The organism is Pedobacter sp. N36a (assembly GCF_014472395.1).
GTDB lineage: Bacteria > Bacteroidota > Bacteroidia > Sphingobacteriales > Sphingobacteriaceae > Pedobacter.
The window spans coordinates 598,968-621,285 of sequence record NZ_JACSZW010000002.1 but is presented as its reverse complement, the minus strand read 5'-3'; the positions used below and the strand labels follow the sequence as shown (position 1 = coordinate 621,285).

The 22,318-nt window shown below is 41.8% G+C and carries 14 protein-coding genes; 4 read left to right on the top strand and 10 right to left on the bottom strand.

Translation table 11 applies throughout. From position 1 onward, the window contains the following. The first annotated feature begins 39 nt into the window (after positions 1-39). Both H9X96_RS06365 and H9X96_RS06360 read left to right on the top strand, forming a co-directional pair. Positions 40-591, top strand: a complete 552-nt coding sequence (locus H9X96_RS06365) for a hypothetical protein (protein WP_187665470.1) — start codon at positions 40-42, stop codon at positions 589-591. Between the two features lie 99 nt (positions 592-690). Then, positions 691-1,722, top strand: a complete 1,032-nt coding sequence (locus H9X96_RS06360) for a saccharopine dehydrogenase NADP-binding domain-containing protein (protein WP_187665469.1) — start codon at positions 691-693, stop codon at positions 1,720-1,722. A gap of 109 nt (positions 1,723-1,831) precedes the next feature. Here H9X96_RS06360 and H9X96_RS06355 read toward each other — a convergent pair whose 3' ends face one another. From H9X96_RS06355 to H9X96_RS06310, 10 genes are all read right to left on the bottom strand, one after another. Continuing rightward, positions 1,832-6,379, bottom strand: coding sequence for an efflux RND transporter permease subunit (locus tag H9X96_RS06355; protein ID WP_187665468.1), 4,548 nt, complete (start codon positions 6,377-6,379; stop codon positions 1,832-1,834). Positions 6,380-6,405: 26 nt separating this feature from the next. Then, the gene (locus tag H9X96_RS06350; protein ID WP_255431021.1) at positions 6,406-7,533 is read right to left on the bottom strand and encodes an efflux RND transporter periplasmic adaptor subunit; all 1,128 of its coding nucleotides are present in this window, start codon (positions 7,531-7,533) and stop codon (positions 6,406-6,408) included. A 237-nt stretch (positions 7,534-7,770) separates the two neighbouring features. Next, a complete protein-coding gene (locus H9X96_RS06345) occupies positions 7,771-8,133 on the bottom strand; it encodes a hypothetical protein (protein ID WP_187665466.1) in 363 nt (120 codons plus the stop codon). Between the two features lie 77 nt (positions 8,134-8,210). Then, positions 8,211-10,646: an outer membrane beta-barrel protein gene (locus tag H9X96_RS06340; RefSeq protein WP_187665465.1), complete on the bottom strand. Its 2,436-nt coding sequence runs from the start codon at positions 10,644-10,646 to the stop codon at positions 8,211-8,213. Positions 10,647-10,767: 121 nt separating this feature from the next. Next, positions 10,768-12,705, bottom strand: coding sequence for a DsbA family protein (locus H9X96_RS06335; protein ID WP_187665464.1), 1,938 nt, complete (start codon positions 12,703-12,705; stop codon positions 10,768-10,770). Beyond that, positions 12,702-13,871 carry a pyridoxal phosphate-dependent aminotransferase gene (locus H9X96_RS06330; protein ID WP_187665463.1) on the bottom strand — a complete coding sequence of 390 codons (1,170 nt, stop codon included), beginning with the start codon at positions 13,869-13,871 and terminating at the stop codon, positions 12,702-12,704. The genes H9X96_RS06335 and H9X96_RS06330 overlap by 4 nt, the downstream gene beginning before the upstream one ends. Before the next feature lie 52 nt (positions 13,872-13,923). After that, a complete protein-coding gene (locus H9X96_RS06325) occupies positions 13,924-14,325 on the bottom strand; it encodes a response regulator (protein ID WP_187665462.1) in 402 nt (133 codons plus the stop codon). Beyond that, on the bottom strand, positions 14,322-16,298 hold the full coding sequence (locus tag H9X96_RS06320; RefSeq protein ID WP_187665461.1) for a PAS domain S-box protein: 1,977 nt from the start codon (positions 16,296-16,298) through the stop codon (positions 14,322-14,324). Before H9X96_RS06320 ends, H9X96_RS06325 begins: the two co-directional genes overlap by 4 nt. Positions 16,299-16,405: 107 nt before the next feature. After that, positions 16,406-17,518, bottom strand: coding sequence for a tetratricopeptide repeat protein (locus tag H9X96_RS06315; protein WP_187665460.1), 1,113 nt, complete (start codon positions 17,516-17,518; stop codon positions 16,406-16,408). A gap of 413 nt (positions 17,519-17,931) precedes the next feature. After that, positions 17,932-19,008: an aminotransferase class V-fold PLP-dependent enzyme gene (locus H9X96_RS06310; RefSeq protein ID WP_187665459.1), complete on the bottom strand. Its 1,077-nt coding sequence runs from the start codon at positions 19,006-19,008 to the stop codon at positions 17,932-17,934. Positions 19,009-19,156: 148 nt separating this feature from the next. On the opposite strand from H9X96_RS06310, the gene H9X96_RS06305 reads away from it, so the two are divergent. Together H9X96_RS06305 and H9X96_RS06300 are read left to right on the top strand one after the other, a co-directional pair. Continuing rightward, a complete protein-coding gene (locus tag H9X96_RS06305) occupies positions 19,157-21,481 on the top strand; it encodes a glycoside hydrolase N-terminal domain-containing protein (RefSeq protein ID WP_187665458.1) in 2,325 nt (774 codons plus the stop codon). Between the two features lie 71 nt (positions 21,482-21,552). Then, on the top strand, positions 21,553-22,308 hold the full coding sequence (locus tag H9X96_RS06300) for a hypothetical protein (protein ID WP_187665457.1): 756 nt from the start codon (positions 21,553-21,555) through the stop codon (positions 22,306-22,308). The last annotated feature ends 10 nt before the right edge of the window (positions 22,309-22,318 follow it).

Below are 22,318 nucleotides of genomic sequence, written 5' to 3'. Positions count from 1 at the left end.
TTCAGATCAATAGATAATCTTCTATTCCAATTGAACTTCATGAATTTTTTTTCCCTAAAAGCACTTCCTAAATTAGCCATAGTGACTGCAGCCACTGCTTTCTTTTTTGTTTCCTGTAACCTGAATACTTCACCTGATAAATTTTTTGGGGTAGCCGTACTGAACACCAATACCATCAATGATTTTGGAACGGATAGATTGGCAAAACACATCCAATTGCAAACATTGGAATTTGCCGACAGACCTTCGACAAAGAAAAAAGGAGAGGAGGCAGTAACTTATGTAAATAACAACGTATTGTATATGGAAAAGGTGTTGAAAGACATCAAAGAACTTCCTGAAAATGCCGATACCAAAGAAATTAGAGATTTATCGTTAAGCATATATGAGTATGTCATCCCAGTTTATAAAAATGAATACACTGCTTATGCGAAGCTTTGCGATACTAAAGGTCCAGAAGATCAGAAACAGCAAATTATTCAGAATATAGAAAAGAAATATGTGCCTGCCTTTGAAGAGAAATTTGCCTTATTACTGGAAAAAGGAAAAGTTTATGCTCAAAAGCATGATTTAAATGTAAAATGGGACTAAAAAAATAGCCGTCATTTCCACTGGATGATTTTAGGACATTTGTCTGCTGGAAGCCTAGTCTTTTGAAACAACTTTGCGATATAAATTTATCATTTAAATATGCAAAGCGTAAAGAACAATATCCTCGTAGTAGGCGGAAAAGGGCTGGTTGGAAACAAGATTGTTGAACTGATCAAAGAAAGAAATCCAACCGTACAAATCTTCATAGGAAGTCGTAACCTCAGCGCTTCCTTGCCAAATGCCCTGCAGATAGACGTCAACAATCCTCAAACCTTTTCCTCTATCAAAGAAAAGAACATCCATTTTGTAGTATTGTGTACCAACGACCACTCCAACCATATCTTAAAATACTGCATCGACAATGGGATTGATTATATCGACATCACAAAACCTACTCCCGACCTTGAAAAGGCATTATTATCAACAAAGAACAAAGCAATTAATAGTCAGATTGTTTTCAGTTCCGGCTGGATGGGCGGTTTGGTGAGCAGCCTGGCTTTTCTCGCTGTGCCAGATAAAGAAAGTATCAAATCTATAAAACTGTATGTGTATTATTCTGCAAATGACCTGGCAGGGGTAAGTTCAGCACATTTCATGGCGGAGCATGTGGCCACACCATTTAAAGGATATGTGCAAAATAAGCTAGTCTGGCTCAAGCACTTTCTGAATTCTGAAAAGCATGATTATTCATTTGGAATAGGAAAGAGGCAAGCGTATAATTTTGATACACCCGATTTATATATCCTTCATAAAGGGGAAGGGGTACCTACAGTGCAGGTAAAAATGACGTACAATTCTGAGTTGATCACCTGGCTGCTCGGTGCTTTTCAACGTGTCAAATTGTTTGATGTACTTTCATTAGCAATGAGGAGGCTGATTTTTAGCGCCAACGGTAAAGGTGACCAAACCTTGTTTGATATATTGGTTGACAACGGAAAAGGGATTAGAAAAGTCGCCTTACAGGATACACAGGGACAAGCACACCTGACTGCCTTTAACACGGTGCTACACCTGGAAACCATGATGAAATCAGCTCCTAAAAAAGGTGTTTTCTTTAGCCACCAGTTGCATGAGCCCATAAAGTTCCTGGAGCTGCTGAAATCATCTGATTCCATAAAAGTGGAAATGTAACTCAGATTTTTAATAAGTAATTCCTGCTGTAGCGCAAAGTTAGAGGATAGATTTATGATGAATAAACAAACAAGCCCTGATTTGAATGGTCAGGGCTTGTTTATCAAAATTATTTCCAACCGCCACCTAAGGCTTTGTAAATAGAAATCTGGTTCAATACTTCTTGTTTCTTCGCAAGAACCTCATTGATTTCTGCATCTAAAACATTTCTTTGTGTAGTAATGATGTCCAGATAAGTGACTCTTCCTGCTAAAAACAGCGCATTAGCTGCTTTAACGGAAGCATTTAGCGCTTTCACTTCTTCAGAAATGTAGGCTCTTTTTGCTTTAATGAAAGTTTGAGATTTCAGGGCATCCTGCACCTCATTATAAGCTTTCAGTACGATCTTCTCATAATTCTGGAATGCTATTCCATAAGTTGCTTTATAACTCTCGTATTCTGCTCTTATACGGTGTTGATTGAAGATAGGAGCAGTTATACCCCCCATCAAACCATAAGCCAGGGCAGTTTGTGGCTGAAATAGCTTAGCCAGGTCAAAAGACTGCAATCCGATCTGTGGGGCTAATACAAGTGCAGGTAAGAAAGCTGCACTTGCGGCCTTCGTTTCTTTCTGCGAGGCAATCAATTCCAGTCCGGCTTGTCTGATGTCCGGTCTTAAAGCAATCATCTGCAGAGGAGTGCCTTCATTTAAAGTTTCACTGGAGATGAATTCTTCTAATCCTTTGTTTTTTAAAAGAATAGTGCTGTTGAATTTGCCCGTCAGAAAGTTCAGGTGGTTTTGCATCAGCAGTTGCTGCTGCAGCACTTCCTGTTCTTTTCCTTTAGAGTTGGCCAGTACTGCTTTGAATTGCTGCACGCCTAATTCGGTAGCTACGCCGGCTTCCTTTTGCACCTGGATCAGTTTCAATCCATTCTGCTGCAGCTGGATGTTTCTGCTTAAAATCTGAAGCTCCTCTTCTAAGGCCAGCAACTCAAAATAGGCCGCAGAGACATTACTGATCAGTTCTGTCTGCACCAGTTTTTGCCCTTCATAAGAAGCCAGAAACTTGTTGACGGCTGCCTGTTTTTTGTTTTTCAGTTTGCCCCATAAATCCAGTTCCCAGGAAGTCCTGATTCCTACAAAATAGTCTGGAAGCGGGTTCGGAACCTGCTCACCCGGTTTTAAATTCGGAGAGAAGTTGGTGTCATAATTACCAATCCCATCAGCAGTATGAAAACCATATTTCCTTAAACCTCCTTCAATTGCGAGGTCGATATTTGGCAATGATGCACCTTTTCGCATTCTTAAGTTTGCTTTCGCCAGCTCGATATGGTGCAGGGTCTGCTTCATATCCGGGTTATTGGCCAATGCGGTTTCAATTAATGAAATCAGCTGTTCATCCTTAAAGAATTCTTTCCAGGTCGTATTGGCAGCGGTAGTCGTGTCTGTACTGTTCTGGAAGCTTTCCGGCAGGGTACGGTGTTCGTAAACCGGGATGTCTTTTTTCATTGAGCAGCTGCTGATCAGCATCACTGAGGCAATGGCGACAACCGTTTTAGCACTTGCTCCAGCTTTCTTTTTCATCATAGAGGAGAAGAGCACATATAGACCTGGAATTACGATCACACCAACCACAGTACCGATGATCATCCCGCCTACAGCGGCTGTTCCGATGGAACGGTTTCCTAATGCCCCCGCGCCAGTGGCGATCATTAAAGGAACCAATCCTGCTGCAAAAGCAAAAGAGGTCATCAAAATAGGGCGTAAACGGGCTACGGAGCCTTCAATGGCCGCATCTAAGAAAGTCATACCTTGTTCTTGTTTGATAATGGCATACTCGACGATGAGAATCGCATTTTTTCCGAGTAAACCGATGAGCATCACCAGCGCAACCTGCGCATAAATATTGTTTTCCAATCCGAACATCCATAAGAATAGGAAGGCACCAAAAATACCTGCCGGCAAAGAAAGTAATACTGGCAAGGGCAGTAAGAAGCTTTCATATTGGGCCGCAAGGATCAGGTAGACGAACAATAAACACAATGCAAAGATGTACAAAGCCTGATTTCCGGAAAGAATCTGTTCCCGCGTCATCCCAGACCATTCAATTTCATAACCAGCAGGAAGCTTTTCTGCAACCGCTTCTACAGCTTCAATGGCTTGTCCGCTGCTGAAACCTGCCGTGGCATCACCGTTCAGCATTGCGGAAGAAAACATATTGTAACGTGTAATCTGTTCAGGGCCATAAACCCGCTCCATCGTGATAAAAGAAGAGAAAGGCATTGTTTCTCCCTGATCATTTTTAATGAAAAGGTTCAAAACATCTTCTGGTTTCTCGCGGTAATTAGGACCTGCCTGCACCATCACCTTGTACATTTGTCCGTAACGGATAAAGTTGGTCGCATAATAACTCCCCATTAAAGTTTGCAGGGTGTTCATCGCATTCTCCACGCTGATGCCTTTTTTAGCGGCTAAATCATGGTCTACTTTGATCAGGTATTGCGGGAAGCTGACGTCGAAAGTGGTAAACACATTTCCGATTTCAGGGCTCGCCTTCAAGTCTTCTATGAACTTCTTCATCACTTCTGAAGTCCTGTTCAGGTCGTCGGCACCAGTTTTGTCCAAAAGGCGCAATTCAAAGCCTGAAGAGTTACCAAAACCGGGTACAGTAGGCGGAGGGAAGAACTCAATATCTGCATCCATGATGTGCGAAGTGGCCTTTTTAAGGTTTTCAATCATGTCCGTTACGGATTCCTTACGGTCTTTCCAGGCCACAAGGTTGATCATACCCATTCCATAAGAAGCGCCGGAAACCTCATTTACCAGACTATATCCGGCAAGGGTGGAAACGGTTTCAACAGCCTGCATTTTTCTGCTGATGGCATCAATTTCATTCAGCACGCTTTCCGTTCTGTCTACCGTTGCTCCCGGAGGAGTGGTTACATTCACGTAAATCATGCCCTGATCCTCTGTTGGGATAAATCCGGAAGGCAGAATGCTGCTCATGCCCCAGGTGGTGACAAAGAAAGCAATCAGCAGTCCAAAAGTCAGGATTCTCCGACCTGCGATTCGGGTCAATAAACCTTTATAACCGCCCGCCATTCTATTGTAAGCCCTGTTAAAGCCTGCAAAGAACCTGGCCATCCAGCCTTTGGATGCTGGTTTATCATGCGGAGAACGCAAAATAATTGCGCACAATGCTGGGGTCAGCGTTAAGGCATTGATCCCTGAAATGATAATTGCGGAAGCCAGCGTTAGCGAGAATTGTCTGTAGAAAATACCCACCGGACCAGAAAGGAAGGCTACCGGAATAAATACGGCCGACATCACCAGGGTAATCGCGACTACCGGTTTACCTACCTCTTTCATGGCAGCAATGGTGGCTTCCATCGGCTGCAGGTGTTCTTCTTCCATTTTGGAATAGACGGCTTCCACCACTACAATGGCATTATCCACTACGATACCAATCGCCAGGACGAGTGCAAAGAGGGTCAGTAAGTTGATCGAGAAGCCCAGCATCTGCATGAAAAACAAGGCGCCAATCAGACAGACAGGTACTGCCAATGCCGGAATTAAGGTGGACCGGAAGTCCTGTAAAAAGATATATACTACAATAAATACTAAAATAAATGCTTCAAGTAGAGTGATCAATACACTTGATATAGAGGCGTCAAGAAATCTGGATACATCGTAGCCCATCGTGTATTTCATTCCCGGAGGGAAGGAGTTCTCCTGTAAAGCGGCCATTCGTTCTTTCACATTTTTAATCACTTCCTGAGCGTTCGAGCCTGGCAGTTGTTTGAGCATGATAGAAGCAGAGGGTCTGCCATCCGTTTTAGAAACCATCTCATAGTCGAGTGAACCAAACTCTACGTCTGCGACGTCTTTAATCCGGATGATAGAACCATCTGCGTTTGCTCTGATTGGAATGTTTTTATATTCATCAGCCTCTGAAAACTTACCAGGATAGCGCAACACATATTGCTGCATATTGATCGATTTATCAGAACCAATCCCTGTTTGTCCGGGTGCTGCTTCTACGTTTTGTTTCCTCAAGGCTGCAATGACATCGTCAGAGGAAATGTGATACGCCGCAAGGCGATCTGGTTTTAGCCAAACACGCATGGCATAATCCCTTAAACCCATAATCTGTGCAAAACCTACACCTTCAATACGTTTCAGTTCCTTTAAGATGTTGATGTCTGTGAAATTGTAGATAAAGCGCTCATCTGCAGTTTTATCATCGCTGTATATATTCAAATACATCAGCATACTGTTCACTTCTTTTTCGGTCGTTACTCCGGCTTTGATCACCTCTTCGGGTAATTCGTCGAGCACAGTGGTCACCCTGTTCTGCACGTTTACAGCGGCAATATCAGGATCGGTGCCCACTTTAAAGAAGACCTGGATCAGCGTAGTTCCGTTGTTGGTAGACACAGAACTCATGTAAGTCATTCCGGCTACACCATTAATAGCCCTTTCCAAAGGAATAGCAACGGCATTGGTGCTCACTTCGGCATTTGCACCGGTATAATTGGCCGTCACCACAACGGAAGGCGGAACGATGTCCGGGAATTGGGTAACCGGCAAAGTGAATAGTGCCAGTAAACCCAAGAGGGTGATAAAGAGGGAAATAACCAGTGACAATACCGGTCGTTTTATAAATTGTTCAAACATAATGAGCTATGATTTATGCGCAGGATTTAGTTTTTAGCGATAGGGTTTGTTTTGACATCCATTGGTTTAACCGTCAGACCATCGCGCAGGCTCTGGGTACCTTCAAAGACGATCTTATCGGATTTTTTTAGTCCGGAGTTCACCATGTAATAGTGTCCAATACGCTGTCCGGCTTCAAAAGGAGTCATTTTGATGGTATTGTTTTCATTTAACACGTACACATAAGTTCTATCTTGAATCTCAAACACAGATTTTTGGTGAACTGCCAAGATTTCTCCAGTTTCTACAGGAACACTGATTTTACCGGAAGCACCATGTTTCAGCAGCCCCTCGGCATTTGGAAAGCTGGCTTTTAGCGATAAAGAGCCTGTCTGACTCGCAAATTCACTTTCGGCAAATCTTGCAGTACCTTCAAAAGGATAGACTACACCATTGGCTAAACTCAATTTAACCCGTTTCTTGAAGTTGTTTTTTGAATAAGCAGTGTCGCTGGCAATATTCAGGTATTCCTTTTCTGTGATTGAAAAATAGACGTTTACAGTGCTTAAATCAGACACCGTGGTCAGGAGGGAACCTTCTTCCAATAAACTTCCTGCTTTCAATGGCATCCTGTCGATTCTTCCTGTAAAAGGGGATTTGATGAGGGTATGGGAAAGTCTTGATTTTGCATAGCGTAACACGGATCTGGCTTCTGCCACACGCGATTCTGCTGCTTTCAACTTAGCGGCTCCTAAATCAAGTTCTGTTTTAGAAACGATATTACTTTGGACCAGAACCTTCGTTCTTTCCTGTTCTAAATCTACAGTTTTCGCATCTGCGATGGCATTGTTCAATACGGCCTCGGCTTTACTGAGGTCGGCTTTGTATTCTTCATCATTGATTTTGAAGAGGATTTGACCGGCTTTAACCGCTGAACCTTCTTCTACATAGATCTTTTCTAAGAATCCTGATAGCCTGGACCTTACTTCTACGTTCTTTGCAGCCTGGATATCGGCAATGTATTCTTTAAAAATCAAGGTGTCCAGTACGCTGACAGCAGCGATAGGTACGGTTCTGGCCTGGTCTGCAGCCAGCGGCGCTTGGCTTTTTGAGGTGCAGCTGGCAATAGTTACGGCAGCTAAAATTGGGAAATAAGCTAAATACTTAACTTTCATGGTCATAATGATTTTTAGGGACGCGTTAATGCGGCCCGTGATATGGATGGTTTAAAAAAAATGCAGGTAAATAATAGGTTTTAAAGTTGTTGGACGTTTAAAACCATAGCCGGGAAGGCATTCGTATTTTTAATAGATGGAACGCAGACAAAAGCAGGACAAGGCCCAGACTTTAGGTCGGGCGAGGGTACCAGTAGTCTGGTTTTCAATTAGAAATACTAAAATGGGAAAGCTGGCCTAGAATGGCTTTAACCTAAATAGGTGTGTATAATAACTTGGTAAACAAGTGCTTTTCGTTTTGTAGAAAGGGTGGCTAACGGTGATGATTTTTCCAATCTGCTTAAAAAGAAAGAAGGAAAAAAGGATCAGGATGGCCGGAAGGATGTAAATCCCTGTTTGGAAAAGACGGTAGTTTTCATTTGGAATTTCAATGCCATCTTCATAATTGTGCATTGGAATGTCTAAAAGGTCATCCAGTACAATTTCAAGTAAAGAGTCGCCGGCAAACGAATATTGCTTCACCGAAGCATCTCCTGCTTCATAGGCAATAATGTTCAGATAGGCGAACAGCGATAAGAAATGAAAAAGCTTGATGAACATACGGAGCCAAATATAGAATTTTAGCACCCTGATTTCCTTACAGAATTCCGTCTTTACAATTTTATGATAATCTTCATTTAGATTCTTCTTTTCACATCATCCGATCCGGTATCCCGGTCTCGCTTATCTTTTACGGTCATTTTGCCGAAGTTGTAACTTAGAGATACGGCTACACTTTGCGTGTCATAATAGTTCTCATCAACGATCCTCAGGTCATTGACCTGTACCTTATAACGGTCTTTGTTGCTCTTAAAAAAGTCTTGACCGGATAAGGTGACATTCCAGGCGCCCATGGATTTCCTTAACCTCAGCTCGGTTTCCAATCTATTGCCTATTTCTGTGTTTACAATGGTGACAGGGAAGGTGTTATTCGCGATTACCGTACAAGAAAGGCCTTTTTTCTTTGAAATGTTAAAAGTTTGATTCGTGGAAAGGCTGAGCAGGAATGTTTTGTTATCGATCAATATGTTATCGGCATAATTGCCTTTGGAGATCACATAGCCGGTTAGCCCTGTCCCTGAAAATCTCCACCAGGGTAATAGCTGCTGATAATAGGTCAGGGTGCTGCTGAAGCTGTATTTGTTGCCATAATTGACTTTCTTATTGGCGATGATGTTTGCGCTGGGGTTACTCGGAAGGGCATAGATCTCCTCCAGCGACTGACTAGCGGCCAGTTGAAAAGTAAAGGTTCCCGATTTACCAATTACCGTATGGTTCAATTCCTCTCTATAGTATTTAGAAGGCATTAAGAATGGGTTTCCTTCAAAATACGTCTGATCTGTGCTGTAAGTTCTGAATGGGTTTACATCCCAGAATCCGGGTCTGTTGATCCTGCTGGAAACGGCCAATACATAAGATTTCTCCTTGCTGCTGGTATATTTTAAAAAGGCAGTAGGGAATAGGTTGGTATAATTTCTATCCACAACTTTCGCGCCTTCCAGCCATCCTTTGGCGATGGTGTTTTCAACACGTAAACCCAATTGATAAGACCAGCTGGCCTTAACTTTGCCATTTACAATGCCATAAAGGGAATTGATGTGCTCGTTATATTGGAAGAAATTGCTTCTTTTTTCATCCCTTATCCAGCTGTCGTCGGTTCCTCTATCTTCAAAAACCAGGTTGTTGTCGATCTTGGACAGCGCAGTTTTAACCCCGAAATCAATAGACAGGTTTTTATCTACCGGCCATTCAAAATCAGCTTTGATAGATTGATTACTGATCTTTTGAGGCGCAGCGCTTCTAAACCAGTCTTTTACAAACAGGCTCTGCTGATTGCCGAGGTCTAGGGCCTCGGTTTTGCTGATGGACTTGTTTTTTGAATTGTATTCCAAGGCATCCGCATCTATGCTTAGCGTTTTACCTTTTCCGTCTAATTTCCCCTGATAATTCAAGTTTAAGGAATAAGTATTTGAACTTAAATCATCCCTATTTTTGGTTAAATGTAAAGAATCGTTGATGGCAGTATACTGATCTCTGGTAAAGGCGTTGCGGTTTTCCCTATGTTTTTCCACTGAATAGTCGAACAATAGACCTACGATGTGGTTGGCGTTAATTTGACGGTCTATACCCACATTACCTCCTGGCGATAAGATCTGAAAGTCATTGGCCGATTGGACGCTTCTATGTAGCAAATCATCAGGGCTGCCGGCGGGAAAGTAGATGTCCTTTTTGAAAGCTGGCTTCCGATTTCTGTTGCTCATGTTAAGATTAGCGTAAGTATTCCATTTACCGGAACGATTGTTTCCATAAATGCTGCCCGCCTGGGAGTTCAGGGCGGTTTGTCTGCCGCTTAATCCTGCATTTCCTATAAATCCTTCTTCTTTGTTCTTCTTGGTGATGATGTTGAGGATTCCTGCGCCACCTGCTGCATCATACTTGCTGGAAGGGGTAGTCATCACTTCAATGGCTTCCAGATTTTCAGCAGGAATGCTGCTGAGGTAGTTTTTCAAAGCGTTTCCACTGAGTACTTTTCTTTTATTGTTCAGGTAAACAACGGCACCGGTAGTCCCGCTGATCTGAATGCCTCCATCTGCGGAAACGCTAACCAATGGGGTTTTCTCGACTACCTCCCAAATGTTGCTGCCAAAAACCAGGTCAGTTTCGCCTACATTGAATCTAAGGCGGTCTATCTGGCGCTGAAAGATGGGTTTTTTAGCACTGATGGCCACCTCATTTAAAGCATGGGAATGCTGATACTGCAAATTTGCATAGGTATCGCCATTTATGCTGGCCATTAATGTGGTGTCTTTGTAAGCTACATATTTAAACAGAAGCTGATAATCCCCTTTATTTACATTTTTGAACTGGTAATTTCCTTTTTGGTCGGTAATGGCATTGCCGATGAGTTTGGCGCCTTGCTTCAGACTCACCACCACCAGACTTAATGGAAGCTGTTTTTCATCCGTTACGTTACCAGAAAGCTGCTGTTTTTGAGTTGGCTGCAAGGATTGTGAAAAGCTGTCGGTTGTCGTCAATAGGTTGATCAGCAGAAGGTAGAGCGCAATTTTTTTCATCACCTAAGATGGCTATTATTCTTTAAAAAAAGCGGCTGTCTTCAAAAAAGACAGCCGCTCAATGCTACGAGAACCAAAAGCTGCAGCGCAAACTTTGATTCTTGTGAATTGACCTTGCTTTTTAGATCAGTTCGTAGTAATTACTTTTCCAAAGCGTTCCGTTTTTACTTTCCATCTTTTTGAGGAAGCCCTGGTCATATAGCTCTTCCAATTGAGTTGCCGCTGCCTCCATGGAGATATTGCTCAAATAAGCAAATTCTTTATCCGCCATGGTAGGGAAATGGCTGAACAAGATTTTCGGATCGGTATCTATATCGGCTTTTTTGGCATGAGGAATACGCTGTAAAATGATGTCCACGAAATGGTCATAGGTCTGATGGCCTTTGATGGTCACATGTTCATTGTGCTGATCTGAGAAGATAAGGGTAGGGAAACTCGTTACCCCATGAGACTTTCCAGTGTTCAGGTCCTCTGTAAACAGTACTTTCGCAGGGCCTTCGAAATCTCTTAATAATCTCGCAGAATCCAATCCTACTTCTAGAGCAGCCATCTCCAGAAACTCCCATTTAATGATGTTCTTTTTCTCTACGAAAACCATCTCATTGATTCGCCTTAAGAAAAGCGGGGCCAGGTCATTGTCCTGCATTTGTGCAGCTTTAAACGCAATAGAAGGTGGGTAAGAAGAATTCATTGGATCTTCAATCCATAAATCACCGTCTATAGGCATCTCATGGATGGCACAAACCTCATCCCAATGTTTGGCTACTTCAACAGGGCTGTTCACTTTTCCTTTAGGATATTCTCCCCAGGAAGGCAGCATTCCACCCATGCAATATTTGATGTTTAGGTAACTGCCGTATTCCAATTTAAGTTTTCTAAGTAAAGGCTGTATGGTCCAGCAGGTAGAGCAAATCGGGTCTGTAAAATAAAGTACATCAATTTGCATACTCGCAGCCACCTGGTCCTGTGCTTCTTTACTTACAATTAATGGCAGGGGAATATCATCATCATTCTGCGCTGTAGGGTTTAGAAAAATATGTTTGAGCTCTCTGCCCAGCAGAATGTGGTTTTCTATTTGCGGTGCTCTGGTGGCGTAATACTGCTCAAAAGCCTGTTCCAGGTTTTTATGAAGCATCAGTTCATCGGCTAGCGTCCTCGCATCCACAATGGCATTGGTGGTGCCTGCGCTGGTAAATGGCAGGGAAAGGTGCGCGGCATCGCCGATTAAAACCACATTTTCGTGATGAAATTTAGGTAAGAGATCAAAATCGCGTGTATTCCAGATGTAGCTGCTGGTAAAATCATTGGTAGACAATAATTCGTTCACTTCTGTAGGGAAATCCTTTAACAGCTCCCTGCAAAATGCTTTGATGCCCTCCGGACTTTGCTCCTTTAGCTCATTTGCATTGGCATCATACTGTATAAACCAAACAAATTCGTTTTGATCTGTAGGAATCATGCCAAAAGCTAGACCTTTAGTATTGTCCTGAAACTTGGTAAAGTTCTCTCCATGAGTTTTTCCCAGCTTTTCATTATAAGAAACGCCTACCACCTCTTTAACAGCTACCGGACTAAAGGAAACGTCGCCCATGATCTGCTGTCTTACTTTTGAGTTTCCACCATCAGCGCCTACAAAAACATCCCCATATTCCAGTTCTCCATTTCGGAAAGCAGCGGCAACAACCTTGTCATTTTCATAGATGAAATGCGAGAATTCTCTTCCCTCTTTCACCAGATTGCAGGGATAGGAGTTTTTCAGAAAACGAATCAGATCTCCTCGTTTGATACATTTCCAGGAATCGAGGTGTAAATGTTTGATTTCTTTTCCTGATGGCCTTTTTAAGATAAAGTCACGAACTATTTTCCCAGGAACCGCCGTTTGGTCGTCTGGACTGAGTTCTTTTAATTTACTGAGGCCATCGCTATGCATTAAAAAAGCATGTCCGCGTTCTGGCATGTTGACCAGTCTTTCGTTGATGACAACTTCTATATTCTTTTTTCGTAGAAATATACCAAGGGTGAGTCCGGCAATGCCTCCTCCAATTATGACAACTTTCATCGTAGTTTTATGGTGTTCTTGATACGGGAGAGCGCATCTGTAAGTATTTCTTCTGAAGTGGCAAAACTAAGGCGGATATAGCCTTCAGCACCTTCGCCAAACCATTGTTTTAATCCGGGTACCACCGAAACTTTTGCCTCATTAAAAAGCAGATCACGAATCTCTAAACTGGTTTTGTCAGTCCTTGTAATGTCTGCAAAGGCCACGTAACAGCCTTCAGGTTTAATGCAATGGAAGCCATCGATTTGATTCAGCTCGCTCAGCACTAATTCCCGCATCCGATGTAAGTGTCTTTTGAAAGCCTCCAGGTAATACCCGCATTCATCCAATGCAGCTGTAGCGGCAATCTGCGACAATACGTTGGCGCCATTGATGGTAGAACCATGCAGCGAAGCTTCAAATAGCTGACTATAATGACTTGGATTCGAAGCCATCACTGTCCCAATTCTCAATCCTGCTAAACCATAAGATTTGCTGAATCCGGTAATGGTGATGGTCCTGTTGCGGATTTCTTCGTCAAGAGCGGCCATGCTGGTAAAAACATGAGGCGCATAAATAATGTCACTCCAGATCTCGTCAGATAGGATGATCAGGTCATATTTACAAGCGATTTCTCCAAAACGAATCAGTTCATCTTTAGTAAAAACTTTCCCTGTTGGATTTAATGGATTGCAGATGCAAATCATCTTTGTCTGCTTGCTGATCAATGTTTCCAGGCGGTCAAAATCTACGGGCTGCGCTCCCGGAGGGATAGAAAAAGGAATCGCGGTAGCACCAACGGCTTCAATAGAATACCTAAAGAGAAAGTCTACCGGATCAAAAATAATGGCCTCATCGGCAGCCGTTAAAAAGGCTTTGCAAGTCAGCCAAATACCAAAAGCGGCACTGTCAACCGGGAAAAGCAGCGCTGGATCTGCGGGAATATTTCGTTTTTCCTGAAAGAAACCTGCCATACTTTCTTTGAACTCTGGCAAACCTTCCGGCGGGCCATAAGATAGATATCTGTCTTTAGTAAATCTGATAATTGCATCGGCGATTTCCGGGGCACATGGGAAATCTGGATCTGCTGCTGTTAAGGGAATCACACCGTCTGGTACGGTTGCCCACCTTAAATTAAAAGCCCTTTTTTTTAGAATGTCAAGGTCAACTGTTGGAGAGGAAAACATGTTTTTGGATTATAAAATCGCGTTAAATTGTTTATTGCAATAAATAAGTATACTATGATAAATCACCCATAATCTGGATGAATCTTTCTTTGTTTAATGGTTTAATGATGAAATCGGATACCACACTGAAGTTTCTAGACCTTTCAATGTCATGGGGGGAAATGGAAGAAGATACAATGTACAACATGATGCGCTTTTTTATTGCTGGCTGAAGCACTGTAAATTCCTCTAAAAACTCCCAGCCATCCATAATGGGCATACTGAGATCCAAAAATATCACATCAGGCAATAATTCACTATTGTTCTGATTGTCCTTTATGAAAGTTATGGCTTGAAGGCCATCCTTAAATTCATCAAGCTGTGTGGAGACATTTGCAGCCTTAATCATTCGTTTTGTCAAAAAAACAAAGGTACTATCGTCATCTATGAGTGCTATTTTCTTTAACGAATTCATGCTCTTTGATTTATAAATTCAATAAAAAAGGTGGAGCCTACATCAATTTGGCTTTCTACCCATATTTTTCCTTTCATAGCTTCTACCTGAGTCTTCGTCATGTACAGCCCAAAACCTTTGGAATTAGGGTGGTGGTGAAATACTTTTCCAATTTTGAAGCAATTGTCTTTATGTTTCTCCAGGTCGATCCCCAACCCATTGTCAGTAAAAGACAGTAATACTTTTCCATCTATTTTTTTACTTTTAAGCTGGATCACCAGTTTTCTTTTTGGACTCTGGTATTTCAGGCAGTTACTAAAAAGGTTGTGAAATATACTATACAGGTACTTTGCTGGAAAATAAACCGAAGGAGCGTCTTCAAAATCAGTTTCTATAATCGCTTCGGATTTATTAATCTCGGATTGTAAGCCTTCGAAAGTCCGACGGATACAGTCGGTTAACAGGATATCTTCCGATTTAATTTCCAGGTCCTGTTTAATTTGTATGGATTCAACCAATTCATTAAATGTGGTGTGCAGGTTCTCAATAACAGGTTTTAGCTTGGAAATCAGTGTTTTCTGTTCTTCAGGGTTGTCGGTGTCCTCAATAAATTCAACCAGCATAGACATATTTACCAATGGCGCCCGGAGGTTATGAGAAACGATATTACAGAAGTCGATCAGCTGCGTATTTTGAGAGGACAATTGCTGTACCAATGCCGCTTGTTTTTCTTCCATTACTTTGCGGTCTGTAATGTCAATACCGAAGCCAATCACCATAGAAAGTGCGCCACTTTCATCATAAACAGGATACATCCGGCGTAAATGGGTGATGGTGTTGCCCTCAGGGTCTTTCAGGCTGTCTTCCCAACGGATTTCCTTGCCCTTGTTTTTTACTTCCAGAAATTGCGCCCTTCTTAAATCAGCGGTCTTTGTATCTCTGTTGCGATAGGCTGCATATTGATAGTCGTCTTTGCCCACGATAAAATCGCGGTATTCCTTAATACTGATCGCCCCAGGGTTTACAAACAGGTATTTATGTTCTGGATTGAAAACGGCAATATCGGTAGGTAGCTTATTTAATATATTCTCATAAAATTTTTGTTGTTTATCAAGCTCCTGAGCAATCTGATTGCGGCTGGTAATGTCGCTAACAAAACAGATGTAAAAATGCTTGCCCTGAATGGTTGCCGGAGAAATACTCAGCGCAATATCAAAAGTATGAGCATCCTTTCCAATGGCCGAAATCTCTACCGTAGAATTGGGATAGTTTTGAGCTTCGTCATATTTTAACTGTATCATGAGCTGCCTATACTGCTCGTGATAGGAGATAGGGAGGACTACGTCCTGGAAAGGAAGTCCGATCACCTCGGATTTTAGCCATCCAAAGATCATTTCAGCCTTTGGATTCCATTGTGATATCGTGCCATAATCATCCACAACAATTACCGCATCTATTGCGTTATGAAAAATAGTGTCGATTTCCTGAGTTGCAGTAATGCGATCATCCGCCCGTTTTTGAAGGTGCTGCTGATCCAGTTTCAGTCTGATGATTTCGGCAGCCTGATTTGCGATTAGTTCGAGTCCTCTGATCTGCTTGCTATCTAATTCGCGAGGAATTTTATCCAGCACACACAGATGAGCCAAAAGAAAGTTTTTAGCATCAAGAATCGGGACACATGCATAAAAACAGAAACCTGATTTTAATAAATGGTGGTTAGAAAAACGATCGTCCAGTCTAATATCCGGGATTAATAAAGGGGAATGAGCGCTGAATGGGAGTGTCCGGGACTGCTCCGTATCAAGGAATGTGGTCGTGGTTTTTAGTAAGGTATGGTCTTCATTTTCAATGGCAATAAATGCAATTGGAATTTCACACAATAGCGCTGCTAATGATACAATGTTATTAAAACTACTTTTATTTTCTTCATCGAATAGAAGCTGCAACTGAAGGAAGCCTGCTTTTTCAATCCCCGGATAGGAGTCTAATCTCATACTTTGTTTCAAAATTAGAATGGTATTAAGATTAAAGTTATAAATTATTACTTGAAATCTTTCGCTAGACTTCTAACACTGTAATATTAATTAAAATTATTGATTGGTTACCAATGTGTACGAATATTTTTGGAGGATATTTTTTTCTTGATCTGTTCACGCAGGTTTAGATAACTATCTTTAGGAAAATCGGCTGAATCGGGTGCTAATGCGATTGCTGTATTGATCTCGGTGAGTGCTGCTTCATGAGCGGCGGTATACATTTTACATTCGGCTAGGTGATAATGGAGTTCTGCAAGAAAGGTATTTATGGTTTCGGTTGCTGAAATTGCTTGCTGAAGGCCTTTAGAAAACCTTGGATTAGCCTTGATTTCTTGTATCAGGCTTTCCTTATTTTTTAAAGCAAGCTGATAGGAGGACTGGGCTTTATCATATTGCTTTAAAGCTAAATAGGCATTCCCTCTGAAGTTTAAAATCATGCCATGAGCAGGGAATTTTTTCAGGCCCTGCTCATAAATCTCTAATGCAGATGAGTATTGTTTTAAGTTATAATATCCAATGCCTCTCTGGTAAAAATAGCTTGGTTTTGCGGGATTACATATATCTTGTATGGCGCTTTCAATTTGGCGGGTCAGCAAAGTGTCTACGACTTTTTGCTGCGCATTTAATTTTTTAACAGTTTGGTAATCCTGACAGGCTCCGTCCATATTTTCCATTTTATATTTAAGTGATCCACGTAGTAAGTAAGTGAGTAGATCGTTTGGTAATAGGGTGATGGAGTTACTATAGTCTATTAATGCACCCGCTTGATCACCTTGATGCTCTTTTAATTTAGCCCTCCATAGTACCAGGTCTCCGTCTTTTGGGTCAGTGAGGACGGCCAGGTTAAAATATTCCAGTGCTTTTTCGAAATCATCGCGCATCGCGTAAGTCCTCCCAATGTGCATATAGCATTTCGCACATTTTGGGTTCACTAGTAAGGCCTCCCGATAATATTGTTCCCCAACATTGAGGTTTTTATCTTCAATATGATAAGCGCCCAACATCCTCAGTAAAATTTCGTCCTTGGGTTTTACTTTTAACTCCTGCTCTAAATAAGGAATGATCTTTTCACGTTGCCCGATATTATTGAGCGAATCCGCGGTCATTTCATACTGGCTGGATTGCCCAAATGAAATACCAGATAAAAATAGAAGTGCAGCGCTGAGGAATATTTTCATGAATAATCAATGCTCATTTTTCAGGCCAACATTTAAAAAGGAAGAGAAATAGATAAAAAAAGAAATGTTTCAGACATTCAATAGGATAAGTGCTGATTTGGTAATTTCCTCTTGTATGGCTTGATTATTGAAACCATCGCCGAAAATTAAGGGATATAAACGCCTTTCTCAATACTCATCCTTAATCTTCTCTATGTAAATATGGAAGGTTAATTAAAAATTAACATGGAATTCTATAGAAATCATTGATTGTAACGCAGAAGAGCTGCTGGAAAAGATCAATGCTTACGGGCCAAAAAATAAATAGTCCATTCCTTTTAAATCATTCCACTAATAAAAAGCCGAATTCTCTTTAGAAAATTCGGCTTTTTTATGAACATATTAGGTGATTAGAATATCAGGGTTTGCAGCCGTTAATTCTTATCCAATACCCTCAATAGTTTTTCAAGATCTTCTTCGGTATTGTAAAAATGGAAGCAGAGTCTTAATCCTTCACCACGCGGGGTAACAATGATATTGGCCTCCTGCAGGCGCTGCGTCAATTCAGGATGAGTAGAAATATTAAAGATGGTACTATGCAGTTCCCTTGCTGCGACTGTGTTAGACAGCAGTCCACGATCCGTTAATGCTTTTTTTGCTAGTTCGCCAATCGAATGTAATTTTTGCTGAATGACATCCATACCAATGGATTCAAAGTTTAAAATTGACTGTTTCAGGGTGCCAAAATTAAAGGTATCCAGGTGGCCTGGTTCAAAACAAAGCGATAACATGCTCCTGTCTTTTAAAAATATTTCCGTAGGCAATGAATAGCTCATTCTTTTCTGGTATAAAAGACGGCAAGCCTGGTCTTTCAGGAGTACAAATCCATTGCCATATCCAGAAAGCATCCATTTATATCCACTGCTGATGAGTACATCTAATCCCGATTCTTCAAAATTAAAACTGCCTGTACCGCAAAATTGAGTACCATCACCTACAATCAGCAAATCTGGGTAGCTTTCTTTCAATGTTCTGATAAAATTGAGGTCAATTTGAATACCACTGGCATATTGAACTAAACTGATGGCCAATATTGAAGGGTTAAAAGTTTTGATTTGCTCCAGGATGTTCTCTTCAAGATGTTCATCTGGGAGGGCATACGCACAATGAAAGCCTCTGCTCTCGACAGGGTAATTTACGGAAGGATAATCGCTGGTGATCAGCAAAAATTTATGATCCGCCGCCAGGCCATCCAGAAAGGTATTAAAACCGTAAGACATGTTTTGCACAAGAAAAGTGTTTTCTGCCTTGCTATGAAAGAATCTGGCCACATGTTCCCTCACCTCTTGTAAAAAACTCCGTTGCTCCAGGCGGAAGTCACTTCCTCTATGGAAAAAATCTTCATCATGTGATTTTCTCCATTCCAAAATAGAAGTAGATAGTATACCCGAGCTGGCCGTGTTTAGATAGGTGCAATTCGAGAGTAGCGGAAATTGTGCTTTGAAACTCATGGCACGAATATACAGATTACCTAAAAAACTGGAATGACTTCATCAGATAATCCATTAAAATAGTTACTTAATCTATTCGCCGACTAGGGTGTGGCATTTATCTTTGCGATTAACCACAAATGTAAAACAACCAAAAATCTAAACCCTAATGTTTAAACCTAATATCTTTAAAACCAGTTTCCTGATCTTAAATCTCTGCATGGGCCTGTCGGCCAGCGCTCAGCAGGCAGTCTTACCTAAACCCGCATATAATCTCGTACTTAAAGCACCTGTAGTGACCTGGGATGAAGCATTGCCACTAGGTAATGGATTGATGGGTGGTTTGTTATGGGGAGAGAACAACACCGTCAAACTCTCTTTAGATAGGGGTGATTTATGGGACGAGCGTACTCATGGAGAGAAAGAATGGTGGAAAAAACATACTTATCATAAGGGAGCCGCACTTATTGCTCAAAAGGAATTTAATACGGTAAATTCCTGGTGGGATGAAGCGTACAATGGTGTAAGTCCAACTAAACTGCCAGCTGGAAGGATTGAATTTAGATTCCCTGAAGGAGAAGTTCTGAAGGACTTTGAATTGCTGGAAGCAACGGCAGAAGGCGTAGCAAGATTCAATTCCGGTGTCGAAATGCATGCTTTTTACAGTGCTAAAGATCCGGTCGCGATGCTGTCTATTAGAGGAGTAGTGCCGGATGCGATTCAGTTATTTAGTCCGATGGAAGTGTATCGGAAAACCGTAAAAGGAGAGGGTGGAACAAGTAGCGGTGGATCTGTCAGTAAATTGGGTTACGCTGAAGCGATAAAAGGAAAATCAGATCATGCCGAATGGTACATCCAGGAAGCTGCCGAGGGTTTAAAATACTGTGTATATCTAGCGCACAAGAAAATTAATAAAGAAACGCTGATTGCTTTGAGCATCACTTCTACAGCCGATAGCAAGGATCCTTTGGCATTGGCTCGTCAGCGATGTGCCCTTGCTTTACATAGGGGATATCAGGCGATGCGCAAACCTCATGTACAGTGGTGGGCAGATTTTTGGAAGAAATCGAGTGTGCAGATTCCAGATACAGCGGTTCAGAAACAATACAACCTGGTGCAGTATTTTTATGGTGCAGCATCTCGTTTAAATGCTCCTCCTATGCCACTCCAAGGAGTGTGGACCGCAGATAATGGCACTTTACCACCATGGAAAGGGGATTACCATAACGACCTGAATACGCAGATGACGTATATGGCTTATCAGCAATCTGGAAGGTTCGACGAAGGGGCGTCTTACCTGAATTTCCTTTGGGATCGCCGAGATTTCTTCAGGGATTTTGCGAGAGATTTTTATGGCACGAAAGGTCTGGCTTGCCCGGGTGTAATGTCCTATTCTGGTCAGCCATTAGGTGGATGGGGGCAATATAGTATGTCGCCAACAATGAGTGCTTGGAGTGCACACCTGTTTTATTTACATTGGCTTTATACCGCTGATGATACTTTCCTGAAGGAAAAGGCTTATCCATGGAGTTCAGAAGTGGGAGAATGTATGCTAGGCTTATTGAAAAAAGACAGCAATGGCTTGTTGAAACTGCCGCTTTCTTCTTCTCCGGAAATTTTCGATAATAGTCCGAAGGCATGGTTAGAACCCAATAGTAATTATGACCTGATGAGTTTAAAAATGCTGTTCCTGTCTTTAAAGGAAATGGCTGGAGAAATGGGCAAAAAAGAAGAGGCGAAGAAATGGGGAGACGCGGCAATTGCATTAGGTGATTTCCATACGAAAGATGATGGCACATTACTTTTAGATGCAAAATATGAATTGACCGAAAGCCACAGACATTTATCTAATATCATCGGAATTTATCCTTTCAATCTGATCAACAATGAAGCTGGTAAGTCAGATGCAAAAGTAATTGAAGCTAGTTTGAAAAACTGGGATAAATTAGGCACCCGATCTTGGGTAGGTTATACTTTCTCCTGGATGAGCGGTCTGAAAGCAAGGATAGGTGATGGAGAAGGGGCGGTTAAAAACCTGGATATTTTCGTTAAAGCTTTTGTATTGCGCAATGGTTTCCATGTAAATGGCGATCAAACTAAGAGTGGTTATTCGGGTTTTACTTACCGCCCTTTTACGCTGGAAGGTAACTTCCTGGCTTCGCAGGCAGTACATGAAATGTTGATGCAAAGCTGGAGTGCTACGCCTGGAGATCCTCATACCGGCCTGATCCGTATTTTTGCGGCGATGCCTAAAAAATGGGCAGACGCTTCTTTTACGGACCTTAGGGCAGAAGGTGGTCACCTGGTTTCCGCGGTACGTAAAAACAACAGAACAACGAGCTTCCGCATTACTGCAGGCAGGACTGGTCAGCTCCGGATTAAGGATAATTTTAATGGGCTTCAACCAGTATGGAATGTTAAATCTGTGACTAAAATAGGAGAGGTTTATGAGGTGACTTTGAATAAAGGGCAGACCTTGAAAGCAACATTCTAAGAATGTTATGCTATTTTAGTACCAGCTTTGTCCGATACTCATACTTGGAACGGCTCAATAAGAGATGATTTATGAAAAAACACCTTTTAATATTGCTGCTCAGTATGAGCTCTTACCTAGAGGTTTGGGCTGCATCTAAGGAGGCGGATAGCTTATTGATTCGCCAGGTTTTGAAAGAACTAAAGATACCAATTGCCAAAACTAAAGAAGAATTTATCCGTACGAAAGCGATGCCAAATGACCCTGGTAAAATGATCGTCAGTATTCCCGTATTGCTGAGCGAAGAAGATGGGGGAAGTTCCTATACAATGGATGCTTACATTTTAGTGGTGGAGTTAAGAACGGGTAAGATCTTACAGCAGTATTATGAGGAAGGATATTGGGAATCAGATGCGATTCGTCTCGAGGATATTGGAATAGACACAGCGCCTTATCGGTTAAATCCGCAGACCAGGGCTTTTGGCATCACCACACAGTTTGCAGGAAGTTCTGCCCCAAATCCTTATAGCCAGAACACGATCTCTTTGTTTATTCAACAGGGCAATACTTTGATTAAAGTGGTCGACAAGCTAGTTTTGGAGCAATACAATGGCGAGTGGGATATGCGTTGTGCTGGAGTTTTTGAAAATAAAAAGACCCTTATTGAAGTGTCCAATACCAAAACGAATGGCTACGCTGACCTACTCCTCAATAGCAAAATCACCAATACTGAATCCTATAAGAAAGCTGAAGAGTGTGAAGAGAAGGTTGTAAAAATCAAGCTGAACAAAAGTGTGTTGAAATTTAGTAAAGGATATTATCAGATCGGCCCCGCTAAAATTAAATAAGCACTTAGGT

Bases quoted from the DNA above. Each gene is read 5' to 3' on its own strand.
- H9X96_RS06365 (WP_187665470.1), top strand. From the start codon at position 40: ATGAATTTTTTTTCCCTAAAAGCACTTCCTAAATTAGCCATAGTGACT.
- H9X96_RS06360 (WP_187665469.1), top strand. From the start codon at position 691: ATGCAAAGCGTAAAGAACAATATCCTCGTAGTAGGCGGAAAAGGGCTG.
- H9X96_RS06355 (WP_187665468.1), bottom strand. From the start codon at position 6,379: ATGTTTGAACAATTTATAAAACGACCGGTATTGTCACTGGTTATTTCC.
- H9X96_RS06350 (WP_255431021.1), bottom strand. From the start codon at position 7,533: ATGAAAGTTAAGTATTTAGCTTATTTCCCAATTTTAGCTGCCGTAACT.
- H9X96_RS06345 (WP_187665466.1), bottom strand. From the start codon at position 8,133: ATGTTCATCAAGCTTTTTCATTTCTTATCGCTGTTCGCCTATCTGAAC.
- H9X96_RS06340 (WP_187665465.1), bottom strand. From the start codon at position 10,646: ATGAAAAAAATTGCGCTCTACCTTCTGCTGATCAACCTATTGACGACA.
- H9X96_RS06335 (WP_187665464.1), bottom strand. From the start codon at position 12,705: ATGAAAGTTGTCATAATTGGAGGAGGCATTGCCGGACTCACCCTTGGT.
- H9X96_RS06330 (WP_187665463.1), bottom strand. From the start codon at position 13,871: ATGTTTTCCTCTCCAACAGTTGACCTTGACATTCTAAAAAAAAGGGCT.
- H9X96_RS06325 (WP_187665462.1), bottom strand. From the start codon at position 14,325: ATGAATTCGTTAAAGAAAATAGCACTCATAGATGACGATAGTACCTTT.
- H9X96_RS06320 (WP_187665461.1), bottom strand. From the start codon at position 16,298: ATGAGATTAGACTCCTATCCGGGGATTGAAAAAGCAGGCTTCCTTCAG.
- H9X96_RS06315 (WP_187665460.1), bottom strand. From the start codon at position 17,518: ATGAAAATATTCCTCAGCGCTGCACTTCTATTTTTATCTGGTATTTCA.
- H9X96_RS06310 (WP_187665459.1), bottom strand. From the start codon at position 19,008: ATGAGTTTCAAAGCACAATTTCCGCTACTCTCGAATTGCACCTATCTA.
- H9X96_RS06305 (WP_187665458.1), top strand. From the start codon at position 19,157: ATGTTTAAACCTAATATCTTTAAAACCAGTTTCCTGATCTTAAATCTC.
- H9X96_RS06300 (WP_187665457.1), top strand. From the start codon at position 21,553: ATGAAAAAACACCTTTTAATATTGCTGCTCAGTATGAGCTCTTACCTA.